18 protein-coding genes and 1 tRNA gene are annotated in these 16894 nt (G+C 32.2%); 15 read left to right on the top strand and 4 right to left on the bottom strand.

What is annotated here, in order from left to right; all coding sequences use genetic code 11:
- Window position 1: 1 nt before the first annotated feature.
- From ACH5TX_RS04665 to ACH5TX_RS04630, 8 genes are all read left to right on the top strand, one after another.
- Window positions 2-178, top strand: coding sequence for a hypothetical protein (locus ACH5TX_RS04665; protein ID WP_439338374.1), 177 nt, complete (start codon window positions 2-4; stop codon window positions 176-178).
- A 184-nt stretch (window positions 179-362) separates the two neighbouring features.
- A complete protein-coding gene (locus tag ACH5TX_RS04660; RefSeq protein ID WP_439338373.1) occupies window positions 363-1247 on the top strand; it encodes a hypothetical protein in 885 nt (294 codons plus the stop codon).
- A gap of 226 nt (window positions 1248-1473) precedes the next feature.
- Window positions 1474-1920 (top strand): hypothetical protein, encoded by a 447-nt coding sequence (locus ACH5TX_RS04655; protein ID WP_439338372.1) that lies wholly within the window; start codon window positions 1474-1476, stop codon window positions 1918-1920.
- A 5-nt stretch (window positions 1921-1925) separates the two neighbouring features.
- Window positions 1926-2210 (top strand): hypothetical protein, encoded by a 285-nt coding sequence (locus tag ACH5TX_RS04650; protein WP_439338371.1) that lies wholly within the window; start codon window positions 1926-1928, stop codon window positions 2208-2210.
- A gap of 69 nt (window positions 2211-2279) precedes the next feature.
- Window positions 2280-2648, top strand: a complete 369-nt coding sequence (locus ACH5TX_RS04645) for a hypothetical protein (protein ID WP_439338370.1) — start codon at window positions 2280-2282, stop codon at window positions 2646-2648.
- Window positions 2648-5779 carry a phage tail tape measure protein gene (locus ACH5TX_RS04640; RefSeq protein WP_439338369.1) on the top strand — a complete coding sequence of 1044 codons (3132 nt, stop codon included), beginning with the start codon at window positions 2648-2650 and terminating at the stop codon, window positions 5777-5779. Before ACH5TX_RS04645 ends, ACH5TX_RS04640 begins: the two co-directional genes overlap by 1 nt.
- A gap of 3 nt (window positions 5780-5782) precedes the next feature.
- The gene (locus ACH5TX_RS04635; RefSeq protein WP_439338368.1) at window positions 5783-7714 is read left to right on the top strand and encodes a BACON domain-containing protein; all 1932 of its coding nucleotides are present in this window, start codon (window positions 5783-5785) and stop codon (window positions 7712-7714) included.
- On the top strand, window positions 7711-9489 hold the full coding sequence (locus ACH5TX_RS04630) for a hypothetical protein (RefSeq protein ID WP_439338367.1): 1779 nt from the start codon (window positions 7711-7713) through the stop codon (window positions 9487-9489). The genes ACH5TX_RS04635 and ACH5TX_RS04630 overlap by 4 nt, the downstream gene beginning before the upstream one ends.
- On the opposite strand, the gene ACH5TX_RS04625 is transcribed toward ACH5TX_RS04630, so the two are convergent.
- Together ACH5TX_RS04625 and ACH5TX_RS04620 are read right to left on the bottom strand one after the other, a co-directional pair.
- The gene (locus ACH5TX_RS04625) at window positions 9486-10688 is read right to left on the bottom strand and encodes a tyrosine-type recombinase/integrase (protein ID WP_439338366.1); all 1203 of its coding nucleotides are present in this window, start codon (window positions 10686-10688) and stop codon (window positions 9486-9488) included. The two genes, ACH5TX_RS04630 and ACH5TX_RS04625, sit on opposite strands and share 4 nt — an antisense overlap.
- 97 nt (window positions 10689-10785) lie before the next feature.
- A tRNA-Arg gene (locus ACH5TX_RS04620) sits at window positions 10786-10859 on the bottom strand.
- Window positions 10860-10940: 81 nt separating this feature from the next.
- On the opposite strand from ACH5TX_RS04620, the gene ACH5TX_RS04615 reads away from it, so the two are divergent.
- The 7 genes from ACH5TX_RS04615 to ACH5TX_RS04585 all read left to right on the top strand — a co-directional run bounded on the left by ACH5TX_RS04615 (window position 10941) and on the right by ACH5TX_RS04585 (window position 15622).
- Window positions 10941-11570, top strand: coding sequence for a Crp/Fnr family transcriptional regulator (locus ACH5TX_RS04615; protein ID WP_439338365.1), 630 nt, complete (start codon window positions 10941-10943; stop codon window positions 11568-11570).
- Between the two features lie 234 nt (window positions 11571-11804).
- Complete coding sequence (locus tag ACH5TX_RS04610) at window positions 11805-12362, top strand: YeeE/YedE family protein (RefSeq protein ID WP_439338364.1); 558 nt, start codon at window positions 11805-11807, stop codon at window positions 12360-12362.
- A 3-nt stretch (window positions 12363-12365) separates the two neighbouring features.
- Entirely contained in the window at window positions 12366-12779 is a 414-nt protein-coding gene (locus tag ACH5TX_RS04605) for a DUF6691 family protein (protein ID WP_439338363.1), read from the top strand.
- 1 nt (window position 12780) lies between these two features.
- Window positions 12781-13572, top strand: a complete 792-nt coding sequence (locus ACH5TX_RS04600) for a sulfite exporter TauE/SafE family protein (RefSeq protein WP_439338362.1) — start codon at window positions 12781-12783, stop codon at window positions 13570-13572.
- Between the two features lie 65 nt (window positions 13573-13637).
- Window positions 13638-15050 carry an MBL fold metallo-hydrolase gene (locus ACH5TX_RS04595; RefSeq protein WP_439338361.1) on the top strand — a complete coding sequence of 471 codons (1413 nt, stop codon included), beginning with the start codon at window positions 13638-13640 and terminating at the stop codon, window positions 15048-15050.
- A 23-nt stretch (window positions 15051-15073) separates the two neighbouring features.
- A complete protein-coding gene (locus ACH5TX_RS04590; protein ID WP_439338360.1) occupies window positions 15074-15280 on the top strand; it encodes a YgaP family membrane protein in 207 nt (68 codons plus the stop codon).
- Between the two features lie 72 nt (window positions 15281-15352).
- Window positions 15353-15622 (top strand): heavy-metal-associated domain-containing protein, encoded by a 270-nt coding sequence (locus tag ACH5TX_RS04585; protein ID WP_439338359.1) that lies wholly within the window; start codon window positions 15353-15355, stop codon window positions 15620-15622.
- A gap of 13 nt (window positions 15623-15635) precedes the next feature.
- Here ACH5TX_RS04585 and ACH5TX_RS04580 read toward each other — a convergent pair whose 3' ends face one another.
- Window positions 15636-15911 (bottom strand): ATP-dependent Clp protease adaptor ClpS, encoded by a 276-nt coding sequence (locus tag ACH5TX_RS04580; protein ID WP_439338358.1) that lies wholly within the window; start codon window positions 15909-15911, stop codon window positions 15636-15638.
- Between the two features lie 33 nt (window positions 15912-15944).
- The gene (prmA, locus tag ACH5TX_RS04575; protein ID WP_439335181.1) at window positions 15945-16781 is read right to left on the bottom strand and encodes a 50S ribosomal protein L11 methyltransferase; all 837 of its coding nucleotides are present in this window, start codon (window positions 16779-16781) and stop codon (window positions 15945-15947) included.
- Window positions 16782-16894 lie beyond the last annotated feature (113 nt).

Genomic DNA, 16894 nt, shown 5'->3' with positions numbered 1-16894 from the left:
AATGATAAAATTAATAGTAAAATACAGTTATCAAAAATGGACAGGTAGTGAGTATGCTAATAAAACAGGTGCTATTATTGTTACTGTTGAAAAATTAGAAAGTTTAACCAATAATGCTATTAAGAAGCTTATTCCAGAAACCTGTTTTGATATTATCGATATTACACAAATAGTTTAATTCCTACACAATACATTTTTTTGTATATTTATCGTCTCTCCTAGTTTGGTTAATAGCAATAACCTTTTTTATTATGAACGCATTCGAGATTTGGCACTTAATTATAATTATTCCTTTTGGTATAATTGGCTTGTGGTTTTCCGATTATGTTCGTAAAAACAAATACAAATAACTGTTATTTATTATGAAGAAATTATTTATTTTATTATTAATCCCTGCTATAGGAATAGCTCAAATAAGTATAACATCTACCCCTGAAACAAAAGAATTGATAAAAGTTTATGATAGCACATATAATTATCCAGGAAAAGATGTTAGTGTTTTAAAAGGGCAAAATGTTTTTGTAAAACCAAAGTCGGAAAGTTTGCAAAAGTTTGGTTACGATAATTTTGTTTTAAATCCTGATAAATCCAATCATGTAAAAGGAAATACATATAAACCAAATAGTACTGGTTACAATACTGAATATTCTAATTTAGTTGGCAGGTATTTTTTTGTTGAAAACGTGTTGGGTGCTGAAACTTATAGACCTAAATTAAAACTTAAAGACACGATTAGTAATGAAATTATCTATTTCCAATACAAACGTTATAAACATGCTTTTCCTTTTATAGTTGAAGGTTTTTTTAAAAAGCTAGAAACTTCTATGCTAAACAAGAAATACATCATTAGAACCTTAATAAACCCTATTGTTTTTTTAAAAGAAGAAATAAAGGTTGTGCCTGGTGAAGAAAAGTTATGGGAGATTGTAAAAATAACTATAGATAGTAAATATGGTAATATTTCTTATGTTTTAGAAGATGATTTAAGCCATCGTATTTTAGTGTATAAAGATGATTTTGAGAAAAAAGCATTGACTGAAAAGAAGTATAATTTAATGAAACAATTATATCCTATTTATTATAAAAAAATATTACAAGAAAAAGTAGTTATAGGAATGACAGAGTTGGCTTGTACAGTGGCTTGGGGGCGCCCTAAAACAATAAACACAAGCAGTTCTGGAGATCAATGGGTTTATGAGGGTAGTTACTTGTATTTTAAAGATGGTATATTAACTGCGTTTAACTAATATAAACTAATCTTTATCCACCCCATATAGGGGTAAAAAAAGCAAATACGTAAATGTGTTGGCTTTTTTTTGTATATTCGTATTGCGAAAAATAATCATTTTAATAAATGGAACTCAAAAAATTTAATCAAATCCCACGTAAGATAAGCTTAGCGGCTTATACTTCTCAATTCATTTTGACGATTGTTTTTCGCAAACTTACGTGGGTATTTATAAATAATATATTATGCGAAAAACAATCGAAGCAACAGCAGTTGTGCAAAACACCACACACATTGTAGAGCAATTTGTAAACACTAACAAATTACCACAAGTAATTAATGCTTTAAAAACGGCTAAACATAAGTATGTAGCTAAATTTAAATCGGAGATTGAAGCAGAGCTTGATATGCAAGAACGTTTAAATGGTAAGCGTCAGTTAATTTTAAACCTAATAGAATTTAATCATGTAATTAATTTTCTAGATGTTTTAAATCGTTATCCAAACGATGTGTTTTATTTTTCAAGCAAATTTACTCAGTTAAATTTTGTAGAAATGTACGATGTTATTTCAGATGCAAGTATCTGGTTTTCTAGTAAACATATAGATAATGTAATAATTTTAATATCGGCTATCCAAAAACAACTATCTCCAGAACTAGATGTTAGCGATTCATTAACCTTAAAAGCTTAATGATTATGGATGCTAATAATAATTCAAACACAGAAGAACAACAAGAAACCACCGCTATCGAAACGAAATTAGCTTATTGGCTAGATAGTTTTGGCGGGCATTTAGAATTTATTCCTAATGCGCAACAGCATTTACACGATTGCTTATTATCTTTAAACGAGCAAATTTATTCTAAAAAAGAACAAAAAGTAGTAGCAGCCTTTTTAAATTCTGCATTATCGCTAACCTTTATAATAAAAGATAATCCCGATAAAATAAAATCGTTTATCGAATACCAAACACAAGATTAATATTTAACACGCCCGCTACTCGCGGGCGTGTCCTTTTAATAAACCACTTCCTTTATTAAACTTGCTACTATGAACGCCATACGTAGCAAAGCCACTAATACTATAAACGAAAAATATACACAGCGCGTCCTAAAACAGGAAGCAAGCAATATATTTTCGGCGCAAGAACGAGTTTTAAATCGTTTCAATCCAAAATTTAAAAAAACAATACTCGAAAAACGCAAGTTTACAGTTACAGGTACCGCGTTAGTAGTAGAGCATTCTATAATGCAAAGGGTTATAGATATGAAAAACATTCGTGGTCGAAAACAAAAAGCTATACCTAACCACAATACTATTATTTATGGCCACTTTAATAACATCATTAATCAGCTTCAATTTGGGTTAACCGACGATGTTAGAAACCTAATCGCTCAAGAACATAAAATCGTACTATAATGGCTAAAAAAATTATAGACGAAACGTTAAAATACACCATCGAAATAAACGGCGGTAATAAAGCGCAGAAAGCTTTAGGTGAATTAGAATCTGCTAACAGGAAGATAGCGAGGTCTAGTGACGATTTACGAAAAGCAAAACAGCTTTTAATTTCAGAAGGAAAAAAAGAATCAGCCGAATACAAACAGATAACTAAAGAATTACGAAAAAACAACGATGCTGTAAAAGATAATAAAGCTAAAATGATTGATCTTCGTAAGGAGATTGGTATAACAGGTTTAACAACTAAGCAATTAGGTAAGGAGCAAACCAGGCTAAGAATTATTCTCTCAAATACAAAACCTGATACCGCTGCTTATAAAAAATACGAAAAAGAGTTGCAAGCTGTTAGTGGTAGACTAAACGAACTAAAAGGTCGTGCTAAAGAAACGGGAGGTATTCTTGGTAAAATGAAGTCTAATATTGGCGGTATTGGAGCTTTAGTGACAGGTGCTTTTAGTGTAGGTGCTATATTGAAATTCGGTAATGTAGTTGTTGATAGCGTAAAAGTTCTAAATAAAGTAAAATCTACACTTCAGCAAATAACAGGCTTAAAAGGGTTAGCGCTTAAATCGGCAACTGCGGGTATTAAAGGCTTGTCTGATGCTTACGATAAAGACACCAAACAAATGACCGAAGCTGTGCATAATTTTGCACAGGGCATGGAAATAGATTTTAATAAAGCTTTAGATTTAGTTAAAGATGGTTTTTTAGATGGTGCCGATGCTAACGAAGAATTTTTAGATAAACTTCGCGAATATCCAGTTTTATTAAAAGAGTCTGGTTTTAGTGCAGATCAAGCAATTGCGTTAATGACGCAAGAAGTAAAATCTGGTATTTATTCCGATAAAGGAGTCGATTCTATTAAAGAAGCTAATATTCGTTTAAGAGAATTGCCACCAGCAACACGAGAAGGTTTAGAAGCTATTGGTATTTCTTCCGATAAGGTTCAGGAGTCTTTAAAAAACGGTAGTCAAACCACCTTCGATGTTATGCAACTGGTTTCTAAAAAGCTATCTGAATTACCACCGCAATCTGCCGAAGTTGGTCAAGCAATTGCCGATATTTTTGGTGGTCCAGGAGAAGACGCTGGGTACAAGTATTTAGCTAATCTTCAAAACATCAATCTTGAAACTGGCGATTTAACAACAACGACCAATACATATTTAGAAGCTAAAAAATTAGAAATTAAAGCTAATGAGGCCGCGAACAATGTTTGGCTAGAACTTACAGGTACAGGGAGTTCTTTAAATATTATGTATTCCAAATTAAAATTAGGTGCTGCAAATTTATTAGGCGCTCAAACATCTTTGGTCGATAATTTAAAACAAGAGCAAGTTCAGGCTAATATTTTAATTACAAAACTTACAGATGTAAATACAACGGAAGGTGATCGTAAAAAAATAATTAAACAGTTAAACGAGCAATATCCAAAATTTGTAGAAAACATCGATTTAGAAAACGCGTCTAACGAACAGCTGTCTTCTATACTCGGCGAAATAAACAATCAGTATATTAATAGAATTATTCTACAAAAAAAGGTTGATGAATTAAATGAAGTCGCCGATTCTGCTGCTAACACACAAATTTACATTGCCGACAAAAAAGCTGAAAGCTTAGAAACTTTAGCTGAAGCTGAACGCGCTTTAGGGATTGAAGTTAATTTAAATAATACCTTAACCGAACGACGTGCGGCGGCTTTAGAAAAAGCAAGAGAGCAATCGGGGTTTATGAAGACCTCTGCTAATAAGTTGTTAGAAACACTTACACTTTTAAGTGATGAAAACTTAACAGGAACAGGTGGTATTGCGGCTGAAAAATTAAAAGAAAAACAAGCAGCTTTTGCCGATTTAACCGCCGAAATAAATAAGTTTAAAGAAGAGTCTGGACTTGTCGAAGAAACAGTTACAGAGCCAGATAAACCAGAAGATGACAAAAAAGAGAACGACTTGTCTAATAATGATGTTGGCACAAGTAATAAAGATAAAGCGGCTAAAGACGCGTTAGCTGTTAAACAAGCCGTTCAAGGTGCTATTGATAAGTTTGATGAAGAGCAAGCCATTCGCGACCAATTAAAGCAAGTAGATAAAGACCAATTAGCCGAAGAAGAAGCTGTAATACGTAAAGAATTAGAGTTTGAGAAGTTAACCGAAGAAGCTGCTGGTGATACCGAATTACTCGCGCAATTAGAAACTGCTAAGTTTAATGAAATCCAAGCTATTCGTGATGGTTTTGCAGAACAAAGAGCAGCTAAAGACAAAGCAGCTAAAGAGAAGCTGGCGGCTCAAGAGTTAAAATATAAACAAGAGTCAATAAAAGCAGAAGCAAATTTTCAAAACGCTAAAAAAAACCTATTAAACGGAGGTTTAAATATTTTACAAGGTGTTTTTAAGCAAGAAACCGTTTTAGGTAAAGCATTGTTTCTGTTTCAAAAAGGAAAAGCTATTTCAGAAATTGTGCAATCAACTGCTTTAGCTAATGCTAAAATAACATCGTCAACTGCTGCAGCAAATATGGCGGCGGTTGCAATGTCTCCGTTAACAGGAGGACAGCCTTGGGTTGGTATAAACACGGTGAACGCAGCTAAAAATACGGCTGCAAATAATATAAATGCTGGAATTCAAATGGCTACAATAGCAGCTTCAGCACTTAAAGGCTTCGAAGAAGGCCTTTACCCAGTAACTCGCGCTCAAGATGGTAAACGTTACAATGCAAGTATAAAAAGTAGTAATACTCATATAGCTAACAATCCAGAGATATTAGTAGGCGAACGTCCAGAGCTTATTGTAGATCCTGACACCTTCCGTAAAATGGACCCGCAAATAGTAGATTATATTATGCGTTTATCTGGTCGTCCTGTTCCTGGTTACGAAACGGGTTCTTATACACCATCACAACCAACCAATAACGAACCTGTAGAATTACCTGCATCGTCCAACAATAACGAAACCATGCTAGTACTTGCAGCAGCAGTAAACCAATTAGTAGAAAAAGGCGTAAAAGCACATATAAACTACGGCATCGAGCAAGAACTAGAGCGCCAAGAAATAGAAGATAAACTAACCGCTACTAAACTAGCATCTAAAAATTAAGATATGGCTTTTAATCCTACAGCAAATACCTTTCCTTATAAAAAATACAGTCAATCTCCTGTTCCAACAGGATTTGTAAGGTTTTCGCAAGTATCACTCGCTAACTATAACACTAGAAATTACCAAGTGTTAAACCTGCCTAATTGGTTGGTGTTAAAAAATTTAGCCTTAAACCCTGATACTAAAGATTTAGAATTTCAACTAGATGTAAACGAAACTGTTGCTGAAAGTTTATCTGAAGGTAGTTATACTGCTAAATTATCTGTGCAATACGATGTTTATGTTAGTGGTTGGGGTACGTATCATAGTGCTGTTTATGGGTATTACTACACGGCTACTTTAACAGTAGAAGATACCGTGCTTTTAACTATAAGTCCAACTACACTACCGTTTGGTAATTATTTAATTGGCGACCCTTTACCGCAAAATAAAACATTGCAAATCCAAACAGAAACAAATTGGAATTTAACCGCAAATCAAACGTGGGTAACGTTTGCTTCACCTAAAACAGGAGTGGGTAATAGTAGTGTTTATGTTGGTGTAGATCCTACAGGTTTAACACCTGGTTATTACGAAGCTATAATTACGGTTCAAGATAGCGTTTCACCGCTTCGTACCGCGCTTGTTTCTTTAACAGTAACCGAAGGTGATACCGAAACCGATTTTTTATATGTAACACCTAGAAATTTCGAATTTGTAAGCGAGTTTGAAGTTGAAAACCTAAAAGAGCTACCCATTATTATAGAATCTTCTGGTAACTGGGTTGCTACAAAAGAAAACTATTGGCCTGTAATTTCGGCTGAGTCTGGCGGTGCAGGAATAACCAATGCAACTATTTCGGTAGACTCTGAAGCTTTAGACGTTGGAGAACTTACAGCGCCTATAACTTTTACCATGGGCGATATTGTAAAGAAAATATACGTCACCGTTAAAATTATTACGTTTTACACTAAAGGCGTTGAAAGTTACGGGTTGTATTATGCCGATGATAGAAACACTTTAGAGGTTACATCTACTGCCGATAATAATTGGTTGCTTTTAGATATGGTAACAGCTAACGGTATAGATAATTTGCCTTACACACAAGAAGAACCTTATCATAAAGGAGTTGCAAAAACCATTATTGGTTTAGAAACCAATAGTTTAATGCCGTTAGTACCACCGCCTACGTTGTTTAACACCCGCATTCAAAACAATATTACACCTATAAACATTGGTTTTACAGCATTTAATATTAATAAGTTTACTGAAGCTGTAGCTCAAATAGAACAGTTTCAAAATTTATTTTTCTTAAAAGGAAAAACGCCTGCTATTGAAAATAAGCTTTGTTATATACCGTCTGCTATTACGGTTACTAATAAAGCAATTTTAAGTTTAAGTTCTAGGTTTTTACCATCAACCGAAATAAATATAACAGGCGATGCTTCTTATACTTTTGAAACCTCTATTAGCGGGTCGTTAATGGTTTATAATGCTATTGTTAATTTGAGCACTCTTAATTTAAAAGCTGGTGATAATATAAAAATCTCTTGGGGAACCATAGAAGTTGATGTTACTATAATAGCTAATACTCCTGAAGAAAATTTATTAGCTTTTGAAAACGAATGGGGCGATTTCGAGCTTTTCCCAACAACAGGTTTTTTAACAAAAACACCAACTATAAAAGATGTTACTACGCAAATTGCTGTAGATGGTAAAGAATTAACAAAAGTGGTTAGTATAGATTATGGTGTAGAATACACTTTAAACACAGGGTTTGTTCGTTCTCAAGAAGAAGTAGACTGGTTAGTTTATATATTAAAAGCAAAACGAAAATTTATATATTTTGATGGCGAGCCAGTTGAAATTTATTTTACAACCAAAAAATTAGAGGTTTACGAAACGCGCAGGCATACGCATAGTTTTAATCTTAAATTTAAACGCGCTTTAGTATGATAAAATTTCAAACAAACACATGGGAATGGGATGTATCAAATTTACAGCTCACGTTTAACGAAACAAGTGATTTGTTTTCCGATAAAATAAGTAAGTCGTTTAGTTTTCCAGCTAAAGTTAAACTAACGCCTAAAGTTGCTGTTAAGTTAGGTCTTGTTAATTACAGCGTAATAAAATCTTATAAAAAGAAAATATACGGGTACTTAACTATAGATCGTAATTTTTACGATGCATATATATCTATTAACGATGTGGTTGGTGACGTTGCCGAAATTGTATTTTATTATGGTAAAGAAGTATTACCTGTTTTCGATAAAAAACTAAACCTCTTGCAATTTGGAGTTATGGTAGCGTCGTCTGGTTTACCTGTTTTTGCTAAGGCTCAAATAAGTAAGTCGTGGCCAGAAGCAACACATAACTTTCCTAAAATTTTTAGAGAAGAAATAAAACAACGTAGTGGTTATGAAGGTTTCGAGTATTTTGTAAACAATTATGTAAATAATAGTTCTTGGGAATTCCCTGTTAATAGTATAGATAATGTTGAAGGTGTGCCAACTACTGTAAACAGAAATGTTATGCAACCTTGCCCTTATTTATTAGAAATACTTAAAACTATTTTTAAAACCGAAGGTTTAGAAATACGAGGCGAAGTAGTAAGCCATCCGCTTATAAAAAAAATAGTGATGGTGCCAAAATTGTTTTTTGAAAAGTATTCAGTGTCTCAGTTTGAAGATTATAGTTTTGATATGTATACGCGTCAGCAAACAATTTCAGGTAAAACCATTAATGTTTACGAGCATATACACACGCCTTTAAGTGTTGGGTCGTATAGTATAAAGTTTCGTATTAATATGAGTAATGCCACGGCTTCGTTTTTTCAGCTTAAAATAACGCAAAACGATGTGGTTTTGTATGAAGCATCTTCTGTAAATAAGCAAGTGTCTATAAATGAAACTTTAGATATTAATATTGTAAATACTTCGGTTTTTGATGATATAAAAGTAGAGTTAAAGCTTTACGAACAGTATAACAGTATTGCTAATTTTAATAATTTTACTTACGAGTTTAAAGAAGGTCGAAAAAATGTATTTCCAGATGCTTATACAATAGCCGATTTTATGCCAGATATGGTATGTAGAGAGTTTGTAAACCGTGTTAAAACATGGCTTAATCTTAAGTTTGATTATACGCATACATCTGTATATATTAGTTTTTTAGATAATGCTTTAGAGAATTTGATATATCAAGACAAACGCCATTTAGAACAGCCTGAACCAAAACGAGGATTGATTGAAAACAATCTTTTTAAACTTTCTTATCCTGATAAACAAGAAGTGTTATTTAGTGCCGAAGGTCAAATTTATGATTCAACCGATTTTGTAGATCAAGAAACGCAAAAAATAGAAATGAAGGTGTTGCCTTTAGAAGTAACCGATAATTATAATAGTGTAACTGCTGTTTATCCTAAAGACGAACAAGATTTAATGTTTTGTTTATATGATGGTTTGGTAGGTAACGAACCTTTGGCGGCTCAAAAAGTAAATAATATAAGTTTATCGCTTCAAGATATAGCTTCAAACTTCTGGGTAAAATGGTTAAAATTTCGAGCCAATTCCGAAACGTATAAGGACACTTTTAAAAAGCATATTTCAGAACCTTACAACATAAAAGAAGGTTTATTTAAATACAGTAAAAAACACATCATTAAAAGCATCCGTACTAAACGAATAAACGACGAACATGTGCAAGTAGATGTTGAAAGTGAAACGTTTTAGTTTACAATATCATCTAAATTACCAATTTCTTCATTCATTAAACTATCAACTACATGCGCATACACCATGGTGGTTTCTATTTTGCTGTGTCCTAAAGCTTTTTGTAAATTTTGTATCTGTCCGCCTTTAATTAAATAATTAGTAGCAAACGTATGGCGTGAACTATGAAAATATAAACGCTTTTTAATGCCACAAGATTTAGCAATTTCTTTTAATTCTCTATTTATATATTCCCTGGTGTAATTATTGTCGAATATATGAGGAAAGGAAATTAAAGCTTTAGCAGTTTCATTTAATTTAATTCTTTGGAATTTATCAGTTTTACCAGATGTAAAAACAATGGTGTTTTCTATAAAGTTATCTTCAGTTAGTTTTTCAATATCTCCAATTCGTAAGCCTGTAAAGCAGCAAAACAAATACCGTTGCAAAATATTTTTCCATGTAGCGTTAATAAACGGACTGTTATAAAAAAGATGTAACGCTTTTAATTCTTTAGGAAGCAAAAAGGTAAAATCTCCTTTCATAGATTTTACTGTAATATCGCTATAGTGTAAAGTTGTTTTAATTCCGCTCTTATTAGCTATGTGTAAATATTTTTTAAAGTTCTTAATAGTGCTTTGTATGGTCGCAGGCTTGTTTTTTAAATTATTTTTTAGGTACATTTTAAACTTTTGTAAAAAATCTTCATTAATATCTGAAAACAATAATGGGTTTTTATATGTTTTAATTTTTTGTAATGCACCTTCTTGCTGCCTGTAGGTTGAGGCTTTTATATAGCCTTTGTTTTTCTGGTCTTCTAAAACTTTACTAGCAAACACGTTATAATTCACGCGTAACGATGGTGTAAATAATTCTTCTAATAATCTATCTATAGTTAATTGCTCGTTGTTTAATCTGTAGTTGACTTCAATTAAATTTAAATCGCCTAACATTTTTTCTATAATCAAGTTATAGTCACCCGATTGTTTGTAGTTCTTCTTAACCCGCTGTTTTTTCTTATCAAAAAACTTAGGCGGTACCGATATGTTTAAAGGTACTCGTTTGCGCTTGTTTAAATATAAAACTAGATACAATGCGCTGGTGCCATCAGATCTAACGTAATCATCTTTAATTACTATTTTACTGGTTAGTTTTGTCCCATTCATAATTTCTGGGACAATAGTTGGGACAAAATCGAGGTAATTAACTCTACTATACATACGTGCAAATTTTGAGGGTTAGCCTTAAAACAGTAATGGCGAAGCTTATTATCAGTATGTTTACTGATAATAAGCTTCGCCTTATTTATTGTTTTTGTGACCTCGACAGGATTCAAACCTGTAACCTCTTGAGCCGTAATCAAGTGCGCTATTCAGTTGCGCCACGAGGCCGTTTTTGTGGGTGCAAATATAGTATTTTTATTAAAACATATGCAAATATTTATTCAATTTTTAAATTGTTATTTTTGAACTATGAATTACGATTTATTACAACAAAAATTTGCTAGCGCTTTAGACGAAAATTTAATTAAAGAAATTTTTGAAAAAGGGATATTTAAAAACTTCAAAAAGAACGAAATTATCATTGATATTAATCAACCTTTAAATTTCATTCCTCTTTTATTAAACGGTGATATAAAAATTTTAAGAGAAGATAGTGATGGTAATGAATTACTCATTTACTTTTTAGAAGCTGGTGAAACCTGTACCATGTCACTAACCTGTTGCATGGATACTACAAAAAGTAAAATTAGGGCTGTAGCCGAAAAAGACACGAGCCTTATAATGATTCCTGTTGAACAAATGCAACTATGGTTTCAAAACAATGAAAGTTGGAGAAATTTTATATTAAGAAGCTACCAAAATCGCTTTGATGAAATGTTAGAGGCTATAGATAATATTGCATTCATGAAAATGGATGAACGTTTATACAAATACCTTAGTAATAAAGCGGTTCTTAATTCTTCAAAAACATTACTAATAAAGCATCAAGATATTGCTGAAGATTTGCATACCTCTCGTGTTGTGATATCTAGAATTCTAAAACAACTAGAAAACGAAAATAAAATAAAACTAGGCAGAAATAAAATAGAAATCCTTTAATCTTATACCAATTCTGTATTGAAATTACTGTAAAATAAAATGATATTTTTTTTCTTTATACAAGATAGAAAAATAAAGCATAGCTGTAGTTACGGTTTCTTTTTATATTGAAGTAGAAAGGAAAAAGGCGCGTTTTATTACTGTAATTTTAATGCGGAATTGGTGTTATGTAACAATTGTTACATAAGTGAGAGGTGCTTGAGTTTACTTTTGCCTATTCAATAAAATCTAACCATGGAATATATTTTAAATCCTTGGCCTTGGTATGTATCTGGGCCTCTTATTGCTTTTATTATGGCACTACTGCTCTACTTTGGAAAAACATTTGGTATGTCTTCCAATTTAAGAACCATGTGTACCATTGCGGGAGCAGGGAAATTTTCTGATTTTTTTAAATTTAATTGGAAAGAGCAATCATGGAATTTAGTAGTCGTACTAGGTGCTATTATTGGTGGATATATAGCAACTCATTATTTATCAAATGACAGTGTAACAGATTTAAATACTAAAACTATTACCGAGCTACAAAACATGGGCTTTAATAATGCGGGTAAAACATTAGTTCCTGACGAAATATTTAATTTAGACTTATTAGCCTCTACTAAAAAACTAATTTTATTAATAGTTGGTGGCCTTTTAGTTGGGTTTGGCACACGATACGCAGGTGGCTGTACTTCTGGTCATGCCATAGCAGGTTTAAGCAGTTTACAAAAACCATCTTTAATTGCTGTTATTGGTTTCTTTTTAGGAGGATTAATTATGGCTAATTTAATTTTACCTCTAATATTCTAAAATATGAAACATTTAAAATTTTTATTGGTAGGCATTATATTCGGAATTGTTTTAGTAAAATCTGAAGCTGTTTCCTGGTATCGCATATATGAAATGTTTAGATTTCAATCATTCCATATGTATGGCATTATTGGTACAGCAATAGCTTCTGGAATCTTATTTTTACAAATATCTAAAAGAGGTCATTTTAAAAGTATAAAGGGAGCAGACATTTTTGTTCCTAAAAAACAAAAAGGATTTACAAACTATATTATTGGAGGTATTATTTTTGGTCTAGGTTGGGCACTTATTGGAGCTTGCCCTGGACCTATGTATATTTTATTAGGTTCTGGTATTTACAGTATGCTTATTGTAATAGCCGCTGCTATTATAGGCACATTTATTTACGGCGTTATAAAACATAAACTCCCCCATTAACATGGAAAACACACAACTTCTAGGATACATTGGCGCATTAGTAGTTGGTTTAGTCTTAGGACTTATTGGAGGTGGTGGTTCTATATTAACAGTTCCTTTATTAGTTTATCTTCTTGGGTATAATCCTGTAGTAGCAACGGCTTATTCGTTGTTTGTTGTTGGTACGTCTTCTATGGTAGGCACCTATCAAAAATACAGAAAAGGATTGGTAGATTTTAAAATAGGATTAGCATTTTCTTTCCCATCTTTTTTGGCTGTATATTTATCAAGAAGGTACTTAGTTCCTGGAATTCCTGATACCATATTAACTTTTGGTAATTTTTCATTAACGAAAGAAATAGCAATCATGGTGTTTTTTGCTATCATCATGCTATTAGCTTCAATTTCTATGATTAGAAAACGAAAGAAATCTAGTCTTCATTCAACAAAGCAACCATATTATAAAACTTTTGTACAGGGATTAATTATAGGAACTGTTACAGGACTTATAGGTGCTGGTGGTGGTTTTTTATATGTTCCAGCTTTAGTATTATGGGCTAATTTACCTATGAAAAAAGCCGTAGGAACCTCTCTTATTATAGTCACTATTAATTCATTAATAGGGTTTATAGGCGATGTTCAAACCTTAGAAATTGAATGGGTGTTCTTATTAACATTCACATTAATATCTATCATAGGAATTATATTAGGTGTATTCCTTTCAAAATTTATAACTGGAGAGAAACTTAAAAAAAGCTTTGGAGTTTTTACACTCCTTATGGCTATATATATTATTTATAAAGAAATTGGCTAATTTGAATGTGACAAAAGTCACAAAATTAACCATTCAATATTATTACTTTTGAAATTATCATAGAAATGAAAATAGAACAAATTTATACAGGCTGTTTAGCTCAAGGAGCATATTACATTGAATCTAATGGCGAAGTTGCTATTATAGATCCATTGCGTGAAACGCAACAATATGTTGATAAAGCGAACAAAGAACATGCAAAAATAAAATACATTTTTGAAACGCATTTTCATGCCGATTTTGTTTCAGGCCATATAGATTTAGCAAAAAAAACAGGAGCAACTATTGTTTTTGGTCCAGGAGCCGAAACAAATTACGACGCTTATATTGCAAAGGATAATGAGGTATTTAAAATTGGAAATATCACCATTAAAGTCCTACATACACCTGGACATACTTTAGAATCTTCTACGTTTTTATTGATTGATGAAAAAGGTAATAATCACGCCATTTTTTCTGGAGACACGCTATTTTTAGGTGATGTTGGAAGGCCTGATTTAGCTATTAAATCTGATTTAACAAAAGAAGATTTAGCGGGTATGTTATTTGATTCGTTACGAAATAAAATAATGCCTTTAGCTGATACTATAATTGTTTATCCAGCGCATGGTGCTGGGTCTGCATGTGGTAAAAACTTAAGCAAAGAAACAGTTGGTATTTTAGGAGAACAGAAAAGAACAAACTATGCTTTACGTGCCGATATGACTCGTGATGAATTTATAGAAGAAGTCTTAGATGGTATGCCACCGCCACCTCAATATTTTGCTAAAAATGCCATGATGAACAAATCTGGCTATGATGCTTTTGAAAGCGTTTTACAAAAAGGAGATAACGCATTAACCCCTGAAGAGTTTGAAGCAATTGCGAATCAAGAAGATGCTTTAGTTTTAGATGTTAGAAGAGAAGAAGATTTTATAAAAGGTCATATTCCAAACTCTATTTTTATCGGCATTCATGGTGGTTTTGCGCCATGGGTTGGCGCTTTAATTAGCGATTTAAAACAACCTATCTTATTAGTAACTCCTGAAGGCAAAGAAAAAGAAACGGTTACTCGTTTGTCTCGTGTTGGGTATGATAATACTCTAGGCTATTTAAAAGGCGGTATAGACGCTTGGAAAGCAGCTAAAAAAGATATTGAAACCATTGAGTCCATTTCGGCTGAAGAGTTTTCTAGTCGATTTAAAAATGACGCAATTAATACGCTTGATGTTAGAAAAGATGGCGAATATAGGTCTGAACATATAATTGGAGATCATGTGCAACATTTAGCATTAGATTTTATTAATGATAACATGCATACAATTAATAAAGACAAAACGTACTATTTACATTGTGCAGGAGGTTATCGTTCTGTTATTGCTGCTTCTATTTTAAAAGCAAGAGGCTTTAATAATTTAATTGATATAGCTGGTGGATTTGTGGCTATTAAAAACACTAACACACCAACCTCTAATTATGTTTGTCCCACAACATTGTAAAAACTAAATTAAAAAATAAGCAGATGAAAAAAAACATGGGAACTACAGACAAAGCTATAAGAGTTCTTGTAGCTATTGGAATTTCACTTCTTTACTATTTTAATATTATTGAAGGCACTTTAGGATATGTTTTAATGGCATTAGCAATTATATTTTTACTAACTAGTTTTATTAGTTTTTGTCCATTATACAAACCTTTCGGAATAAACACTTGTAAAATAAAAAAATGAAACATCCCTGAATCATAAAAAAAGTGATTGTTGGATGTTACATGTGATAATGAAAAATAAAATTATAAACACATGAAAACGAGTTTTGAAATACAGAATTTAAAATGCAATGGATGTGCGAATACCATTCTTAACAAATTAACGACTATTGATGGTGTTGATAAAGTTTCGGTTGAAACAGAAATTAGCACAGTGACTTTCTTTTACCAAAATGAAGCTAATATACAAGAAGCCAAAGATTTATTGAATAAAATAGGCTATCCTGTTGTTGGAGAAAAGAATGCACTAACTACAAAAGCAAAATCTTTTGTGAGTTGTGCTGTTGGAAAAATGAGTAAATAAGTATTATTTGTACTTAAATAATTTCTGCACTTAAACCAGCATCTAGCAGCATCGTGCAACGCGGTTCTAAATCGTCGTACACTCCTGTCTTAACCGTACATTTCCCTTTGTAATGCACAAGCATTGCACATTGTTCTGCTTGTTCTGATGTATGATCGCATGCATAAATTAATGTATCTATAACATGGTCGAATGTATTCACATCATCATTATGTAAAACAATTTCGTTTTGAGCTAAAACCTCTTCTTTTAGTAGAAATTCTTCTAATGTTTTTTCTCTTGTACTCATAAAAATTTTAATCTTTGGGGATTAATGATACTACTAATTTAAAAATTTTAGTGATACCCAATTGTTTCTTTCTAATTTTTCTTCAAATTTTAACATATGCTTTTCACATTCACTTTTAATGATTGGAATATCATCGTTGTAAAATCCGCTTAAAAACAACATGCCATTTTCATTCAAACAAGACGCATAGGTTTTCATATCTTGCAGAAGAATATTACGATTTATATTGGCTATAATAACATCGTATTTTTTTCCTTCTAAAACACTAGCATCGCCTTCTATAACGGTAATATGCTTACTATTATTACGCTCAACATTTTCAATGCTATTTAAATAACACCAATTATCGTAATCTACAGCATCAATTGGTTTAGCACCTTTTATTTCGGCTAAAATAGCCAAAACACCTGTACCGCAGCCCATATCTAAAACCGATTTATCTTTTAAATCATTCTTTAAAATATGCTGAATCATCATGTGTGTAGTTTCATGATGCCCTGTACCAAAACTCATTTTTGGTTCTATTACAATATCATATTGCGTATTAGGTTTTTCATGAAATGGTGCACGTACAGAACATACATCATCTACAACTATAGGGTTAAAATTCTTTTCCCATTCTTCATTCCAATTGGTTTGCTCTATATCTTCAAACGTATAGGTGATTTCAAACTCATCTGAATTTAAAATTTGAATATCTTCTAAAATAGATGCGTTCCATTCTTCTTTTTGAATGTACGCCGTAACGCCATCTTCGGTTTCAACAAAACTTTCAAAACCTGCATACCCTAATTCTGCAATAAGAATTTCAACAGCAGGTTGCATTGGTTGTACTTTAAAATAATAACCTATATAGATTGTATTAGACATAATTTCAGGAATTATATTAGCTGATTAGCCCCGCGTTAGCGATTGCAATGAAAAGCCCGCAGCTATACCGATTTTTTTATCGGGATAGTGAGGACTTGTAATGTAAAGCGCGA

The sequence above is a fragment of the Thalassobellus citreus genome (assembly GCF_044385915.1).
In the GTDB taxonomy this organism is placed as follows: Bacteria; Bacteroidota; Bacteroidia; order Flavobacteriales; family Flavobacteriaceae; genus Thalassobellus; species Thalassobellus citreus.
This window is presented reverse-complemented; position numbering and strand designations above follow the sequence as displayed.